Below are 16,586 nucleotides of genomic sequence, written 5' to 3' on the forward strand. Positions count from 1 at the left end.
CGAAAGATATGGGAAATAAAAAGAAAGCAATAAGTCCGTATTATGTGATTACACTTATCCTCCTGGCGGCTATGGCCGTGTTCTTTCTCTTTCCTCTGTACTGGATTATCACCGGTTCCGTGAAGGAGAAGAGCGACATTATTATAAAGTCCGGTGAAATGGTAAAGTGGTTTCCTACAACGATTACATGGGATAACTACAGCCGGCTCTTTAAGAGCGGGACGAAGCTTTTCGGCATAGGCATGCCGATGGCAATCCGCTGGCTGTTTAACAGTGTGTTCATCTCCGTAGTGGCGATGGGACTTACCTGTATTACCTCTTCTCTGGCGGGATACGCACTGGCGAAGAAACGTTTCTGGGGCAAGAGCCTGATCTTCGGTCTGTTCGTATGTGCCATGGCACTCCCGAAGCAGGTTATTCTGATTCCTTTGATGAGACAGATGTCAGCTATGGGATTTTTGAAATCCGTATGGGGCTCCATGTTTGCAGTAATCTTCCCGGTTGTCGGATGGCCATTCGGTGTATTCATGATGAAGCAGTTCTCTGAGAATATTCCGACCTCTCTTCTGGAAGCATGCCGGATTGACGGGGCAGGAGAGCTGACAACCTTTGTGAATGTGGCATTTCCAATCATCAAACCTGGGTTTGGTGCGCTGGCGATCTTCACATTCATTAACTCCTGGAATGAATATCCGCTGCAGTTGGTTATGCTGACTCAGAATGAATCTAAGACCATCGCTTTAGGTATAGCCAGTAAGCTGAGCGAAATGTCCAACGATTTCGGATTAATTATGGCAGGTGCAGCTCTGGCCTCCGTTCCGATTATCATTGTGTTCCTCTGCTTCCAGAGATACTTTACGCAGGGAATTACGATGGGAGCGGTAAAAGGTTAAGTGTGCCGGAAACAAGCCGCACATTTATATCGGGTGCAGACGTACGCTGTAAAGTGATTGCGTGTGGATTGAAATAAAACTTCTTCATATAATAAGGAGAGGCTGACCGGAATGAATTCGGCCGCCTCTTCTTTTTTTGCAGCAGACTCAAACCAGACGGCAGAGCCCCGGGGTGGGAGGAAGCAGTAACTGTCTGGAGGTTTGCTGTGGGGATTATACTAAATATATTGCCTGTTCTTTTCCGGGTGTGATAGAATAAAATAAGTATCAGGACGGAGAGGGAGGTACGGTTTCTATGGCAGAGAAAACATTCAGAAATAAAATATACTGGTTTACCTTCCTGTTCAGCGTGCTGGTTATCTGGGTCCACTCCTATAACGCCGTACTGTTCCTGGGAAATACCGGGGCGGCGGCCTCCCTGGTGCGGCTGGAGCGCTTCTTCGGCGACAAAATCGCCCAGATCGCGGTTCCCGGATTCTTTATGATTTCTTCTTATCTCTTTTTCCGCGGATATAAACCGGAGATATTAATGCGCAAATGGAACTCCCGGATCAGGAGTGTTCTGGTTCCGTATATCGTGTGGAACAGTCTGTACTATTTCGGCTATGTGATCGGAAGCAGGCTTCCCTATATTTCTGATGTGATCGGTAAGGGAAAGATTCCGTTTGGCCTTTTGGAAACGGTTGATGCGATTCTGAATTATACCTATAATTATGTGTTCTGGTATCTCTACCAGTTGATTCTTCTTATTCTCCTGGCTCCCCTCATCTATCTCGCGGTAAAACGGGTCTGGCCCGGAATCGTGTTTCTGACGATCCTGCTGACAGGGGTCTATCTGGGGATCGATCTGCCGTTTCTGAACCTGGACGCGCTGTTTTACTATTCCTTTGCGGCCTTCGCGGCGGTACACAAAAAAGCGGTGGTGGAAGGCGTCTGGTCACGGAAACGCCTGATTGCGGGTCTGGTGCTTCTGGCGGCCGGCTGCATCTCCCTGCGGACGGATCTGCCTGGAAGCAGCCTGGGAGAGGCTGCGTCTGTTACAGTGGTCTACCGGCTTCTGGTCCCGGTCGGCCTGTGGCTCATGGTGCCGGAGGAGAGACTTTTCGAAGCCAGAGATTTCATGAAGAATAACTTCTTTTTATATGCGGTTCACTTTGCACTTGTCCGTCTGATCAACAAAACGGGAGCATTGCTGCTCCCGCCTGTACCATTTCTTGCTTTTCTTCTGTTCTTTTTAATGCCTCTGTTCGCCGTTGTCATCAGCTGGCTGGCAAGCCGTCTGATCCGGCGCTTTGCGCCTGTCGTATGGAGGCTGTTAAACGGGGGTCGATGACCACCGGCCTGAGGCTCCGCACGGAAGTACAAGGGCTGTCCTGGTAACCGGAAGACCCACCTCCTCCGACTGAACGAAGCCGCCGTGTTTGCTGGCCACCTCAATGGACAGCATGTAGGTTAAGACGGCGGGAGCCAGTCCCGTGGTGTAGGAGTTGATGAGATAGAAGAGCGGATCATCCGAGAGAAGCTGGGCACAGAGCCTGACCAGCGGATGAATGGATTCCTCGATCTTCCAGATCTCCCCTTTGGGACCGCGGCCATAGGATGGCGGATCCATAATGATTCCGTCATAGTGATTCCCGCGCCGGATTTCCCGCTCCACGAACTTGACACAGTCGTCCACGATCCAGCGGATGGGCGCCGATTCAAGACCGGAGGACTTGGCATTTTCCTTGGCCCAGCCTACCATGCCCTTGGAGGCGTCCACGTGGGTGACCGAGGCGCCGGCGGCTGCGGCTGCCAGTGTGGCTCCGCCCGTGTAGGCAAACAGGTTTAAGACTCTGATTGGCCGTCCCGCCTCCCGGATCTTACTGCCGAACCAGTCCCAGTTGGCCGCCTGTTCCGGAAACAGTCCGGTATGTTTGAAACTGAAGGGCTTCAGTTGAAATGTCAGCTCCTTATATTGAATACTCCACTGCTGAGGCAGATCAAAGAATTCCCATTCTCCGCCTCCTTTAGCGCTGCGGTGGTAATGTCCGTTCCTGTGTTTCCAGCCTTTCTCCGTCTTTGGGGTAGACCAGATGACCTGCGGGTCCGGGCGAACCAGCGTGTAGTTACCCCAACGCTCCAGTTTTTCTCCCTCTGAACAGTCTATCACTTCATAATCCTTCCAACCGTCTGCAATCCACATGCCACTTATCCCTGACCTTTCTGTATTCACCGTAAAATGCGTTCTATGATTCTATGATTATACTGGATAAGAGGAAAAGCGTCAAGGGAACGGCGTTCTGACCGGCAGACGATTTTTTTACGTAGTTACGGAGCGGTGTATTATCCATAATTTACGTAAAAATTGTAATAGAATTGAAAGATAATAATAGTTGAATAATTTCAGATAAATTGCTACAATGAATAGTGTAAAAAGGAGAATCCTGTAAGGAGTGACAATATGAAGAAAAAAGGTTTCGTTGTGCTGGCAGTTGCTGCGGTACTGACATTAGGAACTGCCACCATGAGCGCATGGGCAGCGGAAGGCTGGGCGCAGTCTGGAAACAGCTGGTCATACTATGATTCCAATGGATATAAAGTGACCAATGTGTGGAAAAAAGGCGCGGACAACTTATGGAGATATTTGAACGGCAATGGCGAGATGGCCGTCAATACATGGGTAGATAATACTTATTATATGGATTCTAACGGGATTCTGGTAACGGATAAGTGGATGAAGTTTCAGGAGTCCGGCAGCTCCGAGTATAAGTGGTATTACTTCGGAAGCAGCGGAAAAGCGATTATGGACAACTGGTCCAAGATTAATAATAAATGGTATTATTTCGATTCTAACGGTGAGATGCAGACCGGCTGGGTTCTGGATAACATGTACTACTGCGGTACGGATGGAGTAATGAGGACAGGCTGGCAGAAGCTGTTTCCGCCGGACAGTGATTACGATCCGGACCGCGTGTCCCCTGGAGACGAGGATGACGACGGAAAGCACTGGTATTACTTCAGTGACAGCGGCAAAAAGTATATGCCGAAGGAAACCAGCGGAGATTACGGTACTTATAAGATTGACGGCGTAGCTTACTGCTTCGATTCGGACGGCGCGCTTCAGACGGGCTGGAAGAATGTCGGAGTGGATAACGCAGATTATGACATTCAGAATTATAAGTATTACGATTCCAGCGGAAAGTTAAGGACCGGCTGGTATTCGATCGAACCGCCGGAGGATTTAAGCGGATACGAAGGTGATGTAGAATGGTTTTATTTTTCCAGCAACGGAACGCCAAAGGCGGGACCGAAGGAAGGAGAGGCCACAACACAGAACTTAACAAAGATCAACGGAAAGACGTATCTGTTCAATGACAGAGGGAATCCGGTATACGGTCTTCAGAAGGTTCGGATTGGAAGTACTTCGGAGTATACCTCCTATTATTTTGGTGACAAGAAGACGAGTACCATGCAGAAGGGAAAGATCAAGGTTACCGAGGGCGACGGCGATGAAGAGACGTATTACTTCAGCGACAGCGGCCGCGGCTATACCGGCGTTAAAGACGGATACCTCTATTACATGGGCAAGCTGCAGCGGGCGGAGGACGGCGTCAGATATGAGCCGATTACTATCCCAGCAGGAAACAGCTATACTACTTATGTGGTGAATGCTTCAGGCAAGGTTGCCAAGAATACGACGGTTAAGAATGCGGATGGTGTGAAGTACAAGACCAGCAGCAGTGGTTCCCTTATAAAGGTGGACGACGAGGGGGCTTCCGGAAGCTACCGGGATCCGATTGAACCGGTTTGGAAAGAATAAAATAAAGGATTCAGGGATTGGAGTTAAAAGACAGCTCTAATCCCTGAATCCTTTATCGTTTCATGCCGCCCTTTTGTGGTTGCGGCATTGGTTTCTTTTGGTCTGAATGAGCAGAAGACGGGGCTGCCTTTTCTTTTTCTCCGGAAGGCGTGGGCGTTTTCGTCTCCTGTCTGGGAGAAGAGAGGGCCGTACGGTCTTTTGCCGCTTCTTTGGTGCGATTGGCGCCGATTCTTGGTGCATCTGCTTTCTGCTGCAGATCACGAAGGCCGATCGGCCTTTTAAAATCATCCGGTACGGCGTCTCTCCAGGGGGCATTGGTGATATCGCCCACGAGCTGCTGAAGAGAGCCTTCTCTGTTATCACGCCTATTGTCCGATGGAACCATATTTTTTTCTGCCCGTTTTGCAAGGTCTGATTGATAATCTTTATGATCCTGACACATCTTTTTTGCGTCGGCACTGCCAAGGGAAGCCTTAAACCGGGTGAAGAAGCCGGGCTTTTTGGGCGGAGCCGCTGCACTTAAATCGCGGATACATTTTTCAGGAACGGTATCAGCGATGGCGTATTCCGGCATCACAAGGCTCTCTTTCAGCTTCTCGTGGTCAATCCCCATGCGTCCCATCATAGATGACAGCTGATAATTCGACATGGGAAGGCCGCATAGGGCGCTGTTGATATTTTCCAGCTCTTTGCCGGCCTCGGGATTCACCATCCCCTCCTTCAGTATGGTTCTGTAATGATCCGTAAATTCATTGACAGCAGATGCCAGTTTGTCATGAGGAATATGGGTGCAGTCTACAATTCTGCCGCCGTATTTATCGCCCATCTCATCCGTACGCTGTCCAAGAAAGCTTGACATGAACTCCGGAGTGGCTTTGGCATTGTGAGTATGCCCCTGCTGGTTGGTTACACCCGGCGAATCGGACTCGAAGCCTATCAGAAGACTGCTGCATTTGTTGGTGCCGCCTTTATCAATATGCATGTACATATGGCCGCAGCTGCCGTCATTCTTTAATGTCTGAGGTCCATTGGGGCCGTTTATTCCAGGATTCCCGGCTCCTCCAATGGCGATATTCATACCGTACTGATTTGCCATGCTGAACTTCTTTAATTCCTTAAAGTCATCGATAGAAGGGCCAGAGGATACCGAATGGGTCGCTGCTAAGCGGGGGTTCACTCCGGCACCCTTACCCATATCAGATCCTAATATGGAATGAAAGAGTTTATCCTGCTGTGTGCTGTTCCCGGGAGGAAAGACATAGGCAGTACGGGAACAGTGAGCCATCATGCTGGCCACAGGTCTGTCCAGTTCCTCCTTCTGAGGCGTGGAATCCGCTGTTCCGGCTTTTACCAGCTGAGCTTTTCCCAAATGGGTCAAAAATAGAGTTTTAGCGAGCATAACCTGCTTTTCTATGTTCTGTTCCACTTCGTGATTCAGCTTTTCACTGGTCAATCCCTCGTTCTGCAGGTTTTGAAGCCTGGAACTGTCCAGTGGTTTTAAGGACTGTTCCATGAGATGCGTGTTCATATAATCATCGTATCCTTTATAGTTGTCACCAATCGGATCACCGCTTTTAGACCGGAGAGAACATCCCAGGCGGAAGAGGGGATTCATGGCCTGATCCTTTAACAGATTATCTAAATCATGGGTTGCCGCAGGCACTTTTCCCAGAAGAGGCTGGCGCCTGCTCATGGCTTCCATATATCTTTTCGCCAGTTCCTCCCGCTTTTCAGGGTTTAGTTTTTCAAAATGTGAATAGTCACCTTTCCAAGTGCTTTGTAAATATTCCTCCTGCTTTTTTTTGCCCTGCCCATTCGTATCGCCTTTTCCTGCCATAGTATGTTCTCCTTTCGTGATTCTTTCGCAGCTTTTGATAAAATTATATAAGTTAAAAGTTTCAATATCAATTAGCTGCTACCGATACTCATGAAAAGCGACCGAAAGTATCGGGAAAGGAAGTCTGTACTTTTACAGAAGTTCCATATTTTTAAAAAAAATGCTTGCAATGTAAAAAAAAATGTGCTATCCTGTAAAGGCTGTGGCATGATAGCTGTGAAGCGTGAGGTTGCTGCCCAAGAGGCAGGTTTTCCGTGGAGCGAATGTCAAGTTAGGAAACTGGCGACAAGTCACTGTACAATTAAAGAATTCTGTTTCAAAAAAACGGAAAATCAGTGTGGGGTCCTGGAGGACACACACGGGAACGTGTACAGTCACCGCTTGTCGTACTTCTATTAAGTGCGAAAAGGAGGCGACTTTTTTTATGGCAAGTCAAGTAATGAGAATCACATTAAAGGCGTACGATCATCAGTTAGTTGATCAGTCTGCAGGCAAAATCATCGACACTGTGAAAAAAACAGGATCACAGGTGAGCGGACCGGTGCCGTTACCAACGAAGAAAGAAGTGGTAACTATCTTACGTGCAGTTCACAAGTACAAAGATTCCAGAGAGCAGTTCGAGCAGAGAACGCACAAGAGACTCATCGATATCATTACACCAAGTCAGAAGACTGTGGACGCATTATCCAGACTGGAAATGCCGGCCGGTGTATACATTGATATCAAGATGAAGAATAAATAATTTTTCTTCATCGCATCAATTAAGGTAATATCCTGAAGGGTTTAGATATAGAAGCAACACACCATTCCGCCGAACCTCGGTGAGGGGAACTCTCACATTCCTCCGAACGAAAGTGAGGAGAGTTACCAGTTCCTCCAAAGGAATCAACATCTCCGGAAAAGCCCGCTCTGAAAGCAGCAGAGGAAGCTTCAGATGGAGTCATAGTGTTCCACTTATATTGGACTGTTCTAGGATGATTGCAGAAGGGATCTTTAATCCCGGCAATCCGCTGTAGAATTAACAAACAGGAGGTAAAAACATGAAGAAGGGTATATTAGCTACCAAAGTCGGAATGACACAGATCTTCAATGAGGACGGAGTATTAACTCCAGTAACAGTTCTTTTAGCTGGCCCGTGTGTAGTAACACAGGTTAAGACAGCTGAGAACGACGGTTACAATGCAGTACAGGTTGGTTTTGTTGACAAGAGAGCAAAGCTTGTAAGCAAGCCGCTTAAGGGCCATTTTGATAAGGCCGGCGTATCTTACAAGAGATACGTAAGAGAGTTCAAGTTCGAGAATGCTTCCGAGTATTCCGTTAAGGACGAAATCAAAGCAGACATCTTCGCTGCAGGCGATAAGATCGACGCAACCGCAATCTCCAAAGGTAAAGGTTTCCAGGGTGCTATTAAGAGACACGGACAGTCCAGAGGACCTATGGCTCACGGTTCCAAGTTCCATCGTCATGCAGGTTCCAACGGTTCCTGTTCTGACCCGAGCAAGGTATTCAAGGGCAAAAAGATGCCTGGACAGATGGGTAACAAGCGCGTAACAATCCAGAATCTCGAGATCGTTAAGATCGACGCAGAGAACAACTTAATTCTGGTTAAGGGCGCTGTACCAGGACCGAAGAAGTCCTTAGTAACAATCAAGGAAACAGTAAAAGCAGCAGTTTAATGCTTTTATAAGAAAGGAGGAACACACAGATGGCAAACGTATCTGTTTACAATATGGAAGGTAATGAAGTTGGCACATTAGAGTTAAGCGATGCTGTGTTTGGTGTGAATGTAAACGAGCACCTTGTACACTTAGCAGTTGTCAGCCAGCTTGCTAATAAGCGCCAGGGCACACAGAAAGCGAAAACTCGCTCTGAAGTATCCGGCGGCGGAAGAAAACCGTGGAAGCAGAAAGGAACCGGTCATGCAAGACAGGGTTCAACAAGATCTCCACAGTGGACAGGCGGCGGAGTGGTATTTGCTCCAACACCAAGAGACTATACGATCAAACTGAACAAGAAGGAAAGAAAGCTTGCGCTTAAGTCTGCTCTTACAAGCAGAGTGAACGAGAACAAGTTCATCGTTGTTGACGATTTAAAGTTTGACGAAATCAAGACAAAGAAATTCCAGAACGTATTAAATAACTTAAAGGTATCCAGAGCACTTGTTGTTGTTGGCGATGACAGCACAAACGCAGTGAAGTCCGCAAGGAATATTCCGGCTGTGAAGACTGCATTTGTTAACACGATCAATGTATACGATATCTTAAAGTACAACACAGTTGTTGCTACCAAGACTGCTGTTGCAGCAATCGAGGAGGTGTACGCATAATGGCAGATATTAAATATTTTGACGTAATCCAGAAGCCGATCGTTACCGAGAAGAGCATGAACGCTATGGCGTCCAAGAAGTATACGTTCACCGTTCATCCGGATGCAAACAAGGCTATGATTAAAGAAGCTGTTGAAAAGATGTTCCCGGGAACCAAGGTTGCCAGCGTGAACACCATGAACTTAGAAGGTAAGACCAAGAGAAGAGGAACAACCTTCGGTAAGACAGCTAAGACGAAGAAAGCGATCGTTCAGCTCACTGCTGACAGCAAGGATATCGAAATCTTCGAAGGACTGTAGGATATTCGCCGTTACGGCAGTATTGGTCCTATATTATGTGATGAACATTATATCACGATAAAATGAAACGCCAGGCGGCGTTGAAGCATTTGCGGGCCATGATAACAGAGGCTCATGTATAAGTGCTTTTAGCAAGAAAGGAGAGTTACAACATGGGAATCAAAAAGTATAACCCATATACCCCTTCCAGAAGACATATGACTGGTTCTGATTTCAGCGAGATTACAAAGACAACTCCAGAGAAGTCCTTAATCAGCGCTACAATGAACAAGCAGGCTGGTCGTAACAATCAGGGTAAGATCACTGTTAGACATCGCGGCGGCGGTGCTAAGAGAAAATATAGAATTATCGATTTCAAGAGAAACTCCAAAGACGGCATTCCGGCAACTGTAATTGGTATCGAGTACGATCCGAACAGAACTGCTAACATCGCTTTAATCTGCTACACAGATGGTACAAAGTCTTATATCCTCGCACCGGCTGGTCTGACAGACGGCATGAAGATTATGAGCGGCGAGAATGCAGAGGCAAGAATTGGTAACTGTTTACCATTAGGCCAGATCCCGGTTGGTACACAGGTACACAACATCGAACTTTATCCGGGCAAGGGCGGTCAGCTGGTTCGTTCCGCTGGAAACTCTGCTCAGTTAATGGCTAAAGAAGGCAAATATGCAACCTTAAGATTACCTTCAGGCGAGATGAGAATGGTTCCGATCAACTGCAGAGCGACTATCGGCGTTGTAGGCAACGGAGATCACTCCCTTATCAACATTGGTAAAGCTGGTAGAAAGCGCCATATGGGCTTCAGACCTACTGTACGTGGTTCCGTTATGAACCCGAACGACCATCCACACGGTGGTGGTGAAGGAAAGACCGGTATCGGCCGTCCAGGTCCGTGTACACCATGGGGCAAACCTGCTCTTGGTTTAAAGACCAGAAAGAAAAACAAGCAGTCTAACAAGTTAATCGTTAGAAGAAGAGATGGAAAGACCATTAAATAATTGAAGGAGGTTAGAACCTATGGCTCGCTCACTGAAAAAAGGACCATTCGCGGATGCGTCTTTACTGAAAAAAATTGATGCTATGAACACAGCAGGACAGCATCAGGTAATTAAGACCTGGTCCCGTCGTTCTACCATCTTCCCACAGATGGTTGGACATACAATTGCAGTTCATGATGGAAGAAAGCACGTTCCGGTATATGTTACAGAAGATATGGTTGGACATAAACTCGGTGAATTCGTTGCAACCAGAACCTACAGAGGTCATGGCAAAGACGAGAAGAAATCCGGACGTAAGTAATAGATTGATTAGTTGAAAGGAGGCTTCACCAATGGCTAAGGGACATAGAACCCAAATTAAGAGAGAAAGAAATGCTCAGAAGGACACAAGACCGTCAGCAAAGTTATCTTATGCCAGAGTTTCTGTTCAGAAGGCATGCTTCGTATTAGACGCCATCAGAGGCAAAGATGCACAGGCAGCACTTGGTATTGTAACTTACAATCCCAGATATGCTTCTACTTTAATAGAAAAGTTATTAAAATCAGCGATTGCGAATGCTGAGAATAACAACGGTATGGATCCGTCCAAACTTTACGTAGAAGAATGCTACGCAAACAAAGGACCGACAATGAAGAGAGTAAAACCGAGGGCACAGGGCCGTGCTTATAGAATCGAGAAGAGAATGAGCCACATCACCATCGTGCTTAATGAAAGATAAGGAGGCAAATAATGGGACAGAAAGTTAATCCACACGGCTTAAGAGTCGGTGTTATTAAAGACTGGGATTCCAAGTGGTATGCAGAAGCTGACTTTGCAGACAATTTAGTAGAAGACTACAAGATCAGAACATACCTGAAGAAGAGATTATACAGTGCCGGCGTATCTGATATCGAGATTGAAAGAGCGTCTGACCGTGTTAAAATTATTATTCACACTGCAAAACCGGGTGTTGTTATCGGTAAGGGTGGTTCTGAAATTGAGAAGTTAAAAGCAGAAGTTCAGAAGATGACAGATAAGAAATTATTTGTTGACATCAAAGAAGTTAAGAGACCTGACAAAGACGCTCAGTTAGTAGCTGAATCCATCGCACAGCAGTTAGAGAACCGTGTTTCCTTCCGTCGTGCTATGAAGTCCACTATGGGCCGTTCCATGAAGTCAGGAATCAAAGGCATCAAGACTGCAGTCGCAGGTCGTCTTGGCGGCGCTGATATGGCTCGTACAGAGTTCTACAGCGAGGGAACGATTCCGTTACAGACATTAAGAGCAGATATTGACTATGGTTTCGCTGAAGCAAATACTACCTACGGCAAAGTTGGCGTTAAGGTATGGATCTACAAAGGCGAAATACTTCCAACTAAAGGAAATAGGGAAGGGAGCGGTAAATAATGTTAATGCCTAAGAGAGTTAAACGTCGTAAACAGTTCCGTGGTTCCATGGCTGGTAAGGCTTTAAGAGGCAATACAATCAGCAATGGTGAATACGGTTTAGTCGCTTTAGAGCCATGTTGGATCAAATCGAACCAGATTGAGGCAGCCCGTGTTGCCATGACCCGTTACATCAAGCGTGGTGGTAAAGTCTGGATCAAGATTTTCCCGGATAAACCTGTAACAGCAAAGCCAGCAGAAACCCGTATGGGTTCCGGTAAGGGCGCTCTGGAATACTGGGTAGCAGTAGTTAAACCAGGCCGTGTATTATTTGAAATCGCTGGAGTACCTGAAGAAACAGCTCGTGAAGCTTTACGTCTTGCTATGCACAAGTTACCATGCAGATGTAAGATTGCTGCTAAAGCGGATTTAGAAGGCGGTGATAACAGTGAAAATTAATAAATATGTAGAAGAATTAAAGGCAAAATCAGTCACAGAGCTGAACGAAGAATTAGTAGCTGCGAAGAAGGAACTCTTTAACTTAAGATTCCAGAACGCAACGAATCAGCTGGATAACACCAGCAGAATCAAAGAAGTTCGTAAGAACATTGCCAGAATCCAGACTGTTATGACAGAAAAGGCTAAACTGGCTTAAGCAGATATTTTTCATCTCAGTATGACACACACGACCGTGTGTAACATTGAAAGGAGTAACGTAGCGTGGAAAGAAATTTAAGAAAAACCCGTACGGGCAAGGTAGTCAGCAATAAGATGGATAAGACTATTGTTGTGGCTATCGTAGACCATGTAAAACATCCTTTATACGGCAAGATCGTAAAGAGAACGTATAAATTAAAAGCTCATGACGAAAACAACGAATGCAACATGGGCGATACAGTAAAAGTAATGGAAACAAGACCGCTGTCCAAGGACAAGAGATGGAGACTTGTTGAGATTATCGAGAAAGCGAAATAAATTATTTCCAGGAAGGAGTAACAGGCATGATTCAGCAGGAGACCAGGTTAAAGGTTGCCGACAATACCGGTGCGAAAGAATTACTGTGTATCCGTGTTATGGGCGGCTCTACAAGAAGATATGCTAATATTGGTGATATTATCGTCGCTACCGTTAAGGATGCAACACCAGGCGGTGTTGTAAAGAAAGGTGACGTAGTAAAGGCCGTTGTTGTGCGTACTGTAAAAGGTGCCCGCCGCAAAGACGGTTCTTATATCAGGTTCGATGAGAACGCTGCAGTAATAATCAAAGATGACAAGACTCCGAGAGGAACTCGTATCTTTGGACCGGTTGCAAGAGAATTAAGAGAGAAACAGTTCATGAAGATTGTTTCTTTAGCTCCAGAAGTATTATAGGGAGGTGTCGACTGTGCATAAAATTAAGAGAGATGACCTGGTAAAGGTTATCGCAGGAAAAGATAGAGATAAACAGGGCAAAGTTCTTCATGTAGATACAAAGAACAACAAAGTTCTGGTGGAAGGCTGCAACATGATTACAAAGCATGTAAAGCCAGGCCCTGGCAACCCACAGGGTGGTATTGTTCAGAAAGAAGCTGCGCTTGATATCTCCAACGTAATGCTTGTTGTAGACGGAAAAGCAACCAGAGTCGGCTTCGAAGTAAAAGACGGCAAAAAAGTCCGTGTTGCCAAAACAACCGGAAAAGCGATTGACTAATTCGGAGAGGAGGAATAAAAATTGGCTAGATTAAAAGAAACATATCAGAGCGAAATCGTAGAAGCTATGATTAAGAAATTCGGTTATAAAAACATCATGGAAGTGCCGAAGTTAGATAAGATCGTCATCAACATGGGTGTTGGCGAAGCAAAGGAAAATGCCAAGGTTTTAGACTCTGCAGTCAGAGACTTAGAAATCATCTCCGGACAGAAGGCAGTCTTAACAAAGGCAAAGAAATCTATTGCTAACTTCAAGCTCAGAGAAGGCATGCCAATCGGCTGTAAGGTTACATTACGCGGTGAGAGAATGTATGAGTTTGCAGATCGTCTGATCAATCTTGCATTACCTCGTGTACGTGACTTCAGGGGTGTTAATCCTAACGCTTTTGACGGCAGAGGAAACTATGCCCTTGGTATCAAGGAACAGCTTATTTTCCCTGAAATTGAGTACGATAAAGTTGACAAGGTCAGAGGTATGGACATCATTTTCGTTACTACCGCTAAGACCGATGAAGAAGCCCGTGAACTTTTGACATTATTCAATATGCCATTTGCAAAATAACAGGAGGAATATTCCATGGCAAAGACTTCAATGAAGATTAAACAGCAGAGACCTGCAAAATTCTCCAGCAGAGAATACAACCGTTGCAGAATCTGTGGACGTCCACATGCTTATTTAAGAAAATACGGTATCTGCAGAATCTGCTTCCGTGAATTAGCATACAAGGGTCAGATCCCAGGCGTTAAGAAAGCAAGCTGGTAAAATAAGGAAGGAGGCAATTCAAAATGACAATGAGCGATCCAATCGCAGATATGCTTACAAGAATTCGTAACGCAAATACTGCCAAACACGATACAGTAGATGTACCTTCATCCAAGATGAAATTAGCTATTGCTGATATCCTTGTAAAAGAGGGCTACATTAAGAAATATGATCTCGTAGAAGACGGTGCATTCCAGACAATCAGAATCACCTTAAAGTACGGCAAAGACAAGAACGAAAAAATCATCACAGGTATCAAGAGAATCTCCAAGCCTGGTTTACGTGTATACGCAAACAAGGAAGAGTTACCGAAGGTTCTGGGTGGTTTAGGAATAGCTATCATCTCCACCAACCAGGGCGTTGTAACCGATAAGGCAGCACGCGAACTCGGCGTAGGCGGAGAAGTGCTGGCATTTGTTTGGTAATTTAAGAACTACTGAAAACAGAAGAGGCGCAGACGCTTTTTCCGAAAATTTAAGGAGGTACACGGCATGTCACGTATAGGAAGAATGCCTATCGCGATTCCGGCAGGCGTTACTGTCACAATCGCAGAAAATAATAAAGTGACTGTAAAAGGTCCAAAGGGAACTCTGGAAAGAGTATTACCGGCTGAGATGTCCATCAAAGAAGAAGATGGCCAGATCATCGTTACAAGACCCAGTGATTTAAAGAAGATGAAATCTTTACACGGTCTGACAAGAACACTGATCAACAACATGATCGTTGGCGTAACCGCTGGTTACGAGAAGAAACTGGAAATCAATGGTGTAGGTTACAGAGCTCAGAAGCAGGGTAAGAAGCTTGTTCTTTCCCTCGGTTATTCTCATCCGGTTGAGATGGAAGATCCGGAAGGTCTGGAATCCACAATGGAAGGCCAGAACGTCATCATTGTAAAAGGTATCGATAAAGAAAAAGTAGGCCAGTACGCTGCTGAAATCAGAGACAAGAGAAGACCTGAGCCGTATAAGGGCAAAGGTATCAAATATGCTGATGAAGTTATCAGACGTAAAGTTGGTAAGACTGGTAAGAAATAATTTAAGGAGAGTGTAAAAATGGTTAGCAAACAGTCAAGAAGCGAAGTTCGCGTGAAGAAGCACACCAGATTACGTAATCGTTTTGCAGGCACTGCAGAAAGACCGCGTTTAGCTGTGTTCAGAAGTAATAATCATATGTATGCTCAAATTATTGACGATACAGTTGGTAAAACTTTAGTCTCAGCTTCTACAGTTGATAAGGAAGTAAAGGCTGAATTAGAGAAAACTAACAACGTTGATGCTGCAGCATATGTAGGTACAGTAGTTGCCAAGAGGGCTCTCGAAAAGGGAATCAAGGAAGTTGTATTTGACAGAGGCGGCTTCATATATCAGGGCAAGATTCAGGCATTAGCAGACGCAGCCAGAGAAGCTGGTCTGGAATTCTAGTAGAGAGGAGAATAGGGCGTTGAAACATACAATTATTGATGCAAGTCAGTTAGAATTAAACGACAAAGTAGTTGCTATCAAGCGAGTATCGAAAACCGTAAAAGGCGGACGTACTATGAGATTCTCTGCTTTAGTAGTCGTAGGCGATGGCAATGGCCACGTAGGTGCAGGCCTTGGCAAAGCCGGCGAAGTTCCGGAAGCAATCCGTAAGGGTAAAGAGGCTGCAGTTAAGAATATGGTAACTGTTCCGATTGATGAGAACAACAGCATTCCTCATGATTTAACCGGAAAATTCGGAAGCGCATCTGTACTTCTTAAGAAGGCTCCGGAAGGTACCGGTATCATCGCAGGCGGTCCTGCCCGTGCGGTAGTGGAGCTTGCGGGAATTAAGAATATCCGTACAAAATCTTTAGGATCCAACAATAAGACAAACGTAGTTTTGGCTACAATCGAAGGATTGACTCAGATAAAGACTCCTGAGGAAGTTGCAAAGCTTCGCGGCAAATCTGTAGAAGAGATTTTAGGCTAAGGAGGATAAGAAAATGGCAGATAAATTAAAAATCACATTGGTGAAATCCCCGATCGGCGCAGTTCCGAAGCAGAAAGCAACCGTTGAAGCTTTAGGCTTAAAGAAGCTTCATAAGACAGTTGAGATGCCGGATAACGGTGCTGTAAGAGGCATGATCCAGAACGTAAGACATTTAGTAAAAGTTGAAGAAATTTAAGGAAAACAGTAAGGAGGTGCAAACGATGGAATTATCAAATTTACAGCCTGCATTAGGATCCAAACACAGCGATAGCTTCAGAAGAGGCCGTGGCCATGGTTCAGGAAACGGTAAGACTGCAGGTAAGGGCCATAAAGGACAGAAAGCTCGTTCTGGTGCTCCGAGACCAGGGTTTGAAGGCGGTCAGATGCCTTTATACAGACGTATTCCTAAGAGAGGCTTCACAAACAGAAATACCAAGACTATCATTGGAATCAATGTTAGTGCTTTAGAGCAGTTCGAAAACGATACTGTTGTTACAGTTGAGACTCTGTTAGAGAGCGGCATTGTTAAGAATCCGCGCGATGGTGTTAAGATCCTTGGAAACGGAGAATTAACCAAAAAGCTTACAGTAAAGGTAGATGCTTTCAGCGAAGGCGCTAAAACCAAAATCGAGGCTTTAGGTGGAACCTGCGAGGTGAACTAA

The 16,586-nt window shown here is 45.7% G+C and carries 26 protein-coding genes; 24 read left to right on the top strand and 2 right to left on the bottom strand.

Features of this window, described 5'->3' with window-relative positions; genetic code table 11:
* Window positions 1–8 precede the first annotated feature (8 nt).
* Together DFR60_RS05185 and DFR60_RS05190 are read left to right on the top strand one after the other, a co-directional pair.
* Window positions 9–893: a carbohydrate ABC transporter permease gene (locus tag DFR60_RS05185; RefSeq protein WP_002604711.1), complete on the top strand. Its 885-nt coding sequence runs from the start codon at window positions 9–11 to the stop codon at window positions 891–893.
* 295 nt (window positions 894–1,188) lie between these two features.
* Window positions 1,189–2,226 (top strand): acyltransferase family protein, encoded by a 1,038-nt coding sequence (locus DFR60_RS05190; protein WP_110321945.1) that lies wholly within the window; start codon window positions 1,189–1,191, stop codon window positions 2,224–2,226.
* On the opposite strand, the gene DFR60_RS05195 is transcribed toward DFR60_RS05190, so the two are convergent.
* Window positions 2,209–3,078: a class I SAM-dependent methyltransferase gene (locus DFR60_RS05195; protein WP_110321946.1), complete on the bottom strand. Its 870-nt coding sequence runs from the start codon at window positions 3,076–3,078 to the stop codon at window positions 2,209–2,211. The genes DFR60_RS05190 and DFR60_RS05195 overlap by 18 nt on opposite strands.
* 258 nt (window positions 3,079–3,336) lie before the next feature.
* On the opposite strand from DFR60_RS05195, the gene DFR60_RS05200 reads away from it, so the two are divergent.
* Window positions 3,337–4,695: a cell wall-binding protein gene (locus DFR60_RS05200; protein WP_110321947.1), complete on the top strand. Its 1,359-nt coding sequence runs from the start codon at window positions 3,337–3,339 to the stop codon at window positions 4,693–4,695.
* A gap of 52 nt (window positions 4,696–4,747) precedes the next feature.
* On the opposite strand, the gene DFR60_RS05205 is transcribed toward DFR60_RS05200, so the two are convergent.
* Window positions 4,748–6,532, bottom strand: coding sequence for a hypothetical protein (locus tag DFR60_RS05205; RefSeq protein ID WP_110321948.1), 1,785 nt, complete (start codon window positions 6,530–6,532; stop codon window positions 4,748–4,750).
* A 424-nt stretch (window positions 6,533–6,956) separates the two neighbouring features.
* Here DFR60_RS05205 and rpsJ point away from each other — a divergent pair, with 424 nt between their 5' ends.
* The 21 genes from rpsJ (at window position 6,957) to rplO (ending at window position 16,586) form a co-directional block, all read left to right on the top strand.
* Window positions 6,957–7,274 (top strand): 30S ribosomal protein S10, encoded by a 318-nt coding sequence (rpsJ, locus tag DFR60_RS05210; RefSeq protein WP_110321949.1) that lies wholly within the window; start codon window positions 6,957–6,959, stop codon window positions 7,272–7,274.
* A gap of 298 nt (window positions 7,275–7,572) precedes the next feature.
* The gene (rplC, locus tag DFR60_RS05215) at window positions 7,573–8,208 is read left to right on the top strand and encodes a 50S ribosomal protein L3 (RefSeq protein WP_002604704.1); all 636 of its coding nucleotides are present in this window, start codon (window positions 7,573–7,575) and stop codon (window positions 8,206–8,208) included.
* Between the two features lie 29 nt (window positions 8,209–8,237).
* On the top strand, window positions 8,238–8,858 hold the full coding sequence (gene rplD / locus DFR60_RS05220; RefSeq protein ID WP_110321950.1) for a 50S ribosomal protein L4: 621 nt from the start codon (window positions 8,238–8,240) through the stop codon (window positions 8,856–8,858).
* On the top strand, window positions 8,858–9,157 hold the full coding sequence (gene rplW, locus DFR60_RS05225; RefSeq protein WP_110321951.1) for a 50S ribosomal protein L23: 300 nt from the start codon (window positions 8,858–8,860) through the stop codon (window positions 9,155–9,157). The genes rplD and rplW overlap by 1 nt, the downstream gene beginning before the upstream one ends.
* 152 nt (window positions 9,158–9,309) lie before the next feature.
* A complete protein-coding gene (gene rplB, locus DFR60_RS05230; protein WP_002604701.1) occupies window positions 9,310–10,158 on the top strand; it encodes a 50S ribosomal protein L2 in 849 nt (282 codons plus the stop codon).
* A 19-nt stretch (window positions 10,159–10,177) separates the two neighbouring features.
* Window positions 10,178–10,459, top strand: coding sequence for a 30S ribosomal protein S19 (gene rpsS / locus DFR60_RS05235; protein WP_002604700.1), 282 nt, complete (start codon window positions 10,178–10,180; stop codon window positions 10,457–10,459).
* 31 nt (window positions 10,460–10,490) lie between these two features.
* On the top strand, window positions 10,491–10,877 hold the full coding sequence (gene rplV / locus DFR60_RS05240; RefSeq protein WP_002604699.1) for a 50S ribosomal protein L22: 387 nt from the start codon (window positions 10,491–10,493) through the stop codon (window positions 10,875–10,877).
* A gap of 11 nt (window positions 10,878–10,888) precedes the next feature.
* Entirely contained in the window at window positions 10,889–11,545 is a 657-nt protein-coding gene (rpsC, locus tag DFR60_RS05245) for a 30S ribosomal protein S3 (RefSeq protein WP_002604698.1), read from the top strand.
* Window positions 11,545–11,982 (top strand): 50S ribosomal protein L16, encoded by a 438-nt coding sequence (gene rplP / locus DFR60_RS05250; RefSeq protein ID WP_006771874.1) that lies wholly within the window; start codon window positions 11,545–11,547, stop codon window positions 11,980–11,982. The genes rpsC and rplP overlap by 1 nt, the downstream gene beginning before the upstream one ends.
* The gene (gene rpmC, locus DFR60_RS05255; RefSeq protein WP_006771873.1) at window positions 11,972–12,178 is read left to right on the top strand and encodes a 50S ribosomal protein L29; all 207 of its coding nucleotides are present in this window, start codon (window positions 11,972–11,974) and stop codon (window positions 12,176–12,178) included. Before rplP ends, rpmC begins: the two co-directional genes overlap by 11 nt.
* A 65-nt stretch (window positions 12,179–12,243) precedes the next feature.
* Window positions 12,244–12,498 (top strand): 30S ribosomal protein S17, encoded by a 255-nt coding sequence (rpsQ, locus tag DFR60_RS05260; RefSeq protein ID WP_002604695.1) that lies wholly within the window; start codon window positions 12,244–12,246, stop codon window positions 12,496–12,498.
* 26 nt (window positions 12,499–12,524) lie between these two features.
* Window positions 12,525–12,893: a 50S ribosomal protein L14 gene (gene rplN / locus DFR60_RS05265; RefSeq protein ID WP_002604694.1), complete on the top strand. Its 369-nt coding sequence runs from the start codon at window positions 12,525–12,527 to the stop codon at window positions 12,891–12,893.
* Window positions 12,894–12,906: 13 nt separating this feature from the next.
* Window positions 12,907–13,212 (top strand): 50S ribosomal protein L24, encoded by a 306-nt coding sequence (gene rplX / locus DFR60_RS05270; protein ID WP_002604693.1) that lies wholly within the window; start codon window positions 12,907–12,909, stop codon window positions 13,210–13,212.
* 21 nt (window positions 13,213–13,233) lie between these two features.
* Window positions 13,234–13,773 carry a 50S ribosomal protein L5 gene (gene rplE, locus DFR60_RS05275; RefSeq protein WP_002604692.1) on the top strand — a complete coding sequence of 180 codons (540 nt, stop codon included), beginning with the start codon at window positions 13,234–13,236 and terminating at the stop codon, window positions 13,771–13,773.
* 15 nt (window positions 13,774–13,788) lie between these two features.
* On the top strand, window positions 13,789–13,974 hold the full coding sequence (locus tag DFR60_RS05280; RefSeq protein ID WP_002604691.1) for a type Z 30S ribosomal protein S14: 186 nt from the start codon (window positions 13,789–13,791) through the stop codon (window positions 13,972–13,974).
* 23 nt (window positions 13,975–13,997) lie between these two features.
* Window positions 13,998–14,399 carry a 30S ribosomal protein S8 gene (gene rpsH / locus DFR60_RS05285; protein ID WP_002604690.1) on the top strand — a complete coding sequence of 134 codons (402 nt, stop codon included), beginning with the start codon at window positions 13,998–14,000 and terminating at the stop codon, window positions 14,397–14,399.
* Window positions 14,400–14,465: 66 nt separating this feature from the next.
* On the top strand, window positions 14,466–15,008 hold the full coding sequence (gene rplF, locus DFR60_RS05290) for a 50S ribosomal protein L6 (RefSeq protein ID WP_002604689.1): 543 nt from the start codon (window positions 14,466–14,468) through the stop codon (window positions 15,006–15,008).
* Between the two features lie 18 nt (window positions 15,009–15,026).
* Complete coding sequence (gene rplR / locus DFR60_RS05295; protein WP_055653533.1) at window positions 15,027–15,395, top strand: 50S ribosomal protein L18; 369 nt, start codon at window positions 15,027–15,029, stop codon at window positions 15,393–15,395.
* Between the two features lie 19 nt (window positions 15,396–15,414).
* Window positions 15,415–15,924 (top strand): 30S ribosomal protein S5, encoded by a 510-nt coding sequence (rpsE, locus tag DFR60_RS05300; RefSeq protein ID WP_110321952.1) that lies wholly within the window; start codon window positions 15,415–15,417, stop codon window positions 15,922–15,924.
* A gap of 13 nt (window positions 15,925–15,937) precedes the next feature.
* Window positions 15,938–16,120 (top strand): 50S ribosomal protein L30, encoded by a 183-nt coding sequence (rpmD, locus tag DFR60_RS05305; protein WP_002604686.1) that lies wholly within the window; start codon window positions 15,938–15,940, stop codon window positions 16,118–16,120.
* Window positions 16,121–16,145: 25 nt separating this feature from the next.
* Complete coding sequence (rplO, locus tag DFR60_RS05310; RefSeq protein ID WP_002604685.1) at window positions 16,146–16,586, top strand: 50S ribosomal protein L15; 441 nt, start codon at window positions 16,146–16,148, stop codon at window positions 16,584–16,586.

It is taken from the genome of Hungatella effluvii (assembly GCF_003201875.1).
In the GTDB taxonomy this organism is placed as follows: Bacteria; Bacillota; Clostridia; order Lachnospirales; family Lachnospiraceae; genus Hungatella; species Hungatella effluvii.

What these genes read in the sequence shown, in the direction of transcription:
- DFR60_RS05190 (WP_110321945.1), top strand. Translation starts at nt 1,189, where the DNA reads ATGGCAGAGAAAACATTCAGAAATAAAATATACTGGTTTACCTTCCTG.
- rpsC (WP_002604698.1), top strand. Translation starts at nt 10,889, where the DNA reads ATGGGACAGAAAGTTAATCCACACGGCTTAAGAGTCGGTGTTATTAAA.
- rplF (WP_002604689.1), top strand. Translation starts at nt 14,466, where the DNA reads ATGTCACGTATAGGAAGAATGCCTATCGCGATTCCGGCAGGCGTTACT.
- rplN (WP_002604694.1), top strand. Translation starts at nt 12,525, where the DNA reads ATGATTCAGCAGGAGACCAGGTTAAAGGTTGCCGACAATACCGGTGCG.
- DFR60_RS05195 (WP_110321946.1), bottom strand. Translation starts at nt 3,078, where the DNA reads ATGTGGATTGCAGACGGTTGGAAGGATTATGAAGTGATAGACTGTTCA.
- DFR60_RS05205 (WP_110321948.1), bottom strand. Translation starts at nt 6,532, where the DNA reads ATGGCAGGAAAAGGCGATACGAATGGGCAGGGCAAAAAAAAGCAGGAG.
- rplB (WP_002604701.1), top strand. Translation starts at nt 9,310, where the DNA reads ATGGGAATCAAAAAGTATAACCCATATACCCCTTCCAGAAGACATATG.
- rplP (WP_006771874.1), top strand. Translation starts at nt 11,545, where the DNA reads ATGTTAATGCCTAAGAGAGTTAAACGTCGTAAACAGTTCCGTGGTTCC.
- rpmD (WP_002604686.1), top strand. Translation starts at nt 15,938, where the DNA reads ATGGCAGATAAATTAAAAATCACATTGGTGAAATCCCCGATCGGCGCA.
- rplD (WP_110321950.1), top strand. Translation starts at nt 8,238, where the DNA reads ATGGCAAACGTATCTGTTTACAATATGGAAGGTAATGAAGTTGGCACA.
- DFR60_RS05280 (WP_002604691.1), top strand. Translation starts at nt 13,789, where the DNA reads ATGGCAAAGACTTCAATGAAGATTAAACAGCAGAGACCTGCAAAATTC.
- rplO (WP_002604685.1), top strand. Translation starts at nt 16,146, where the DNA reads ATGGAATTATCAAATTTACAGCCTGCATTAGGATCCAAACACAGCGAT.
- rplW (WP_110321951.1), top strand. Translation starts at nt 8,858, where the DNA reads ATGGCAGATATTAAATATTTTGACGTAATCCAGAAGCCGATCGTTACC.
- rpsJ (WP_110321949.1), top strand. Translation starts at nt 6,957, where the DNA reads ATGGCAAGTCAAGTAATGAGAATCACATTAAAGGCGTACGATCATCAG.
- rpsS (WP_002604700.1), top strand. Translation starts at nt 10,178, where the DNA reads ATGGCTCGCTCACTGAAAAAAGGACCATTCGCGGATGCGTCTTTACTG.
- rplC (WP_002604704.1), top strand. Translation starts at nt 7,573, where the DNA reads ATGAAGAAGGGTATATTAGCTACCAAAGTCGGAATGACACAGATCTTC.
- rplV (WP_002604699.1), top strand. Translation starts at nt 10,491, where the DNA reads ATGGCTAAGGGACATAGAACCCAAATTAAGAGAGAAAGAAATGCTCAG.
- DFR60_RS05185 (WP_002604711.1), top strand. Translation starts at nt 9, where the DNA reads ATGGGAAATAAAAAGAAAGCAATAAGTCCGTATTATGTGATTACACTT.
- DFR60_RS05200 (WP_110321947.1), top strand. Translation starts at nt 3,337, where the DNA reads ATGAAGAAAAAAGGTTTCGTTGTGCTGGCAGTTGCTGCGGTACTGACA.
- rpsH (WP_002604690.1), top strand. Translation starts at nt 13,998, where the DNA reads ATGACAATGAGCGATCCAATCGCAGATATGCTTACAAGAATTCGTAAC.
- rplR (WP_055653533.1), top strand. Translation starts at nt 15,027, where the DNA reads ATGGTTAGCAAACAGTCAAGAAGCGAAGTTCGCGTGAAGAAGCACACC.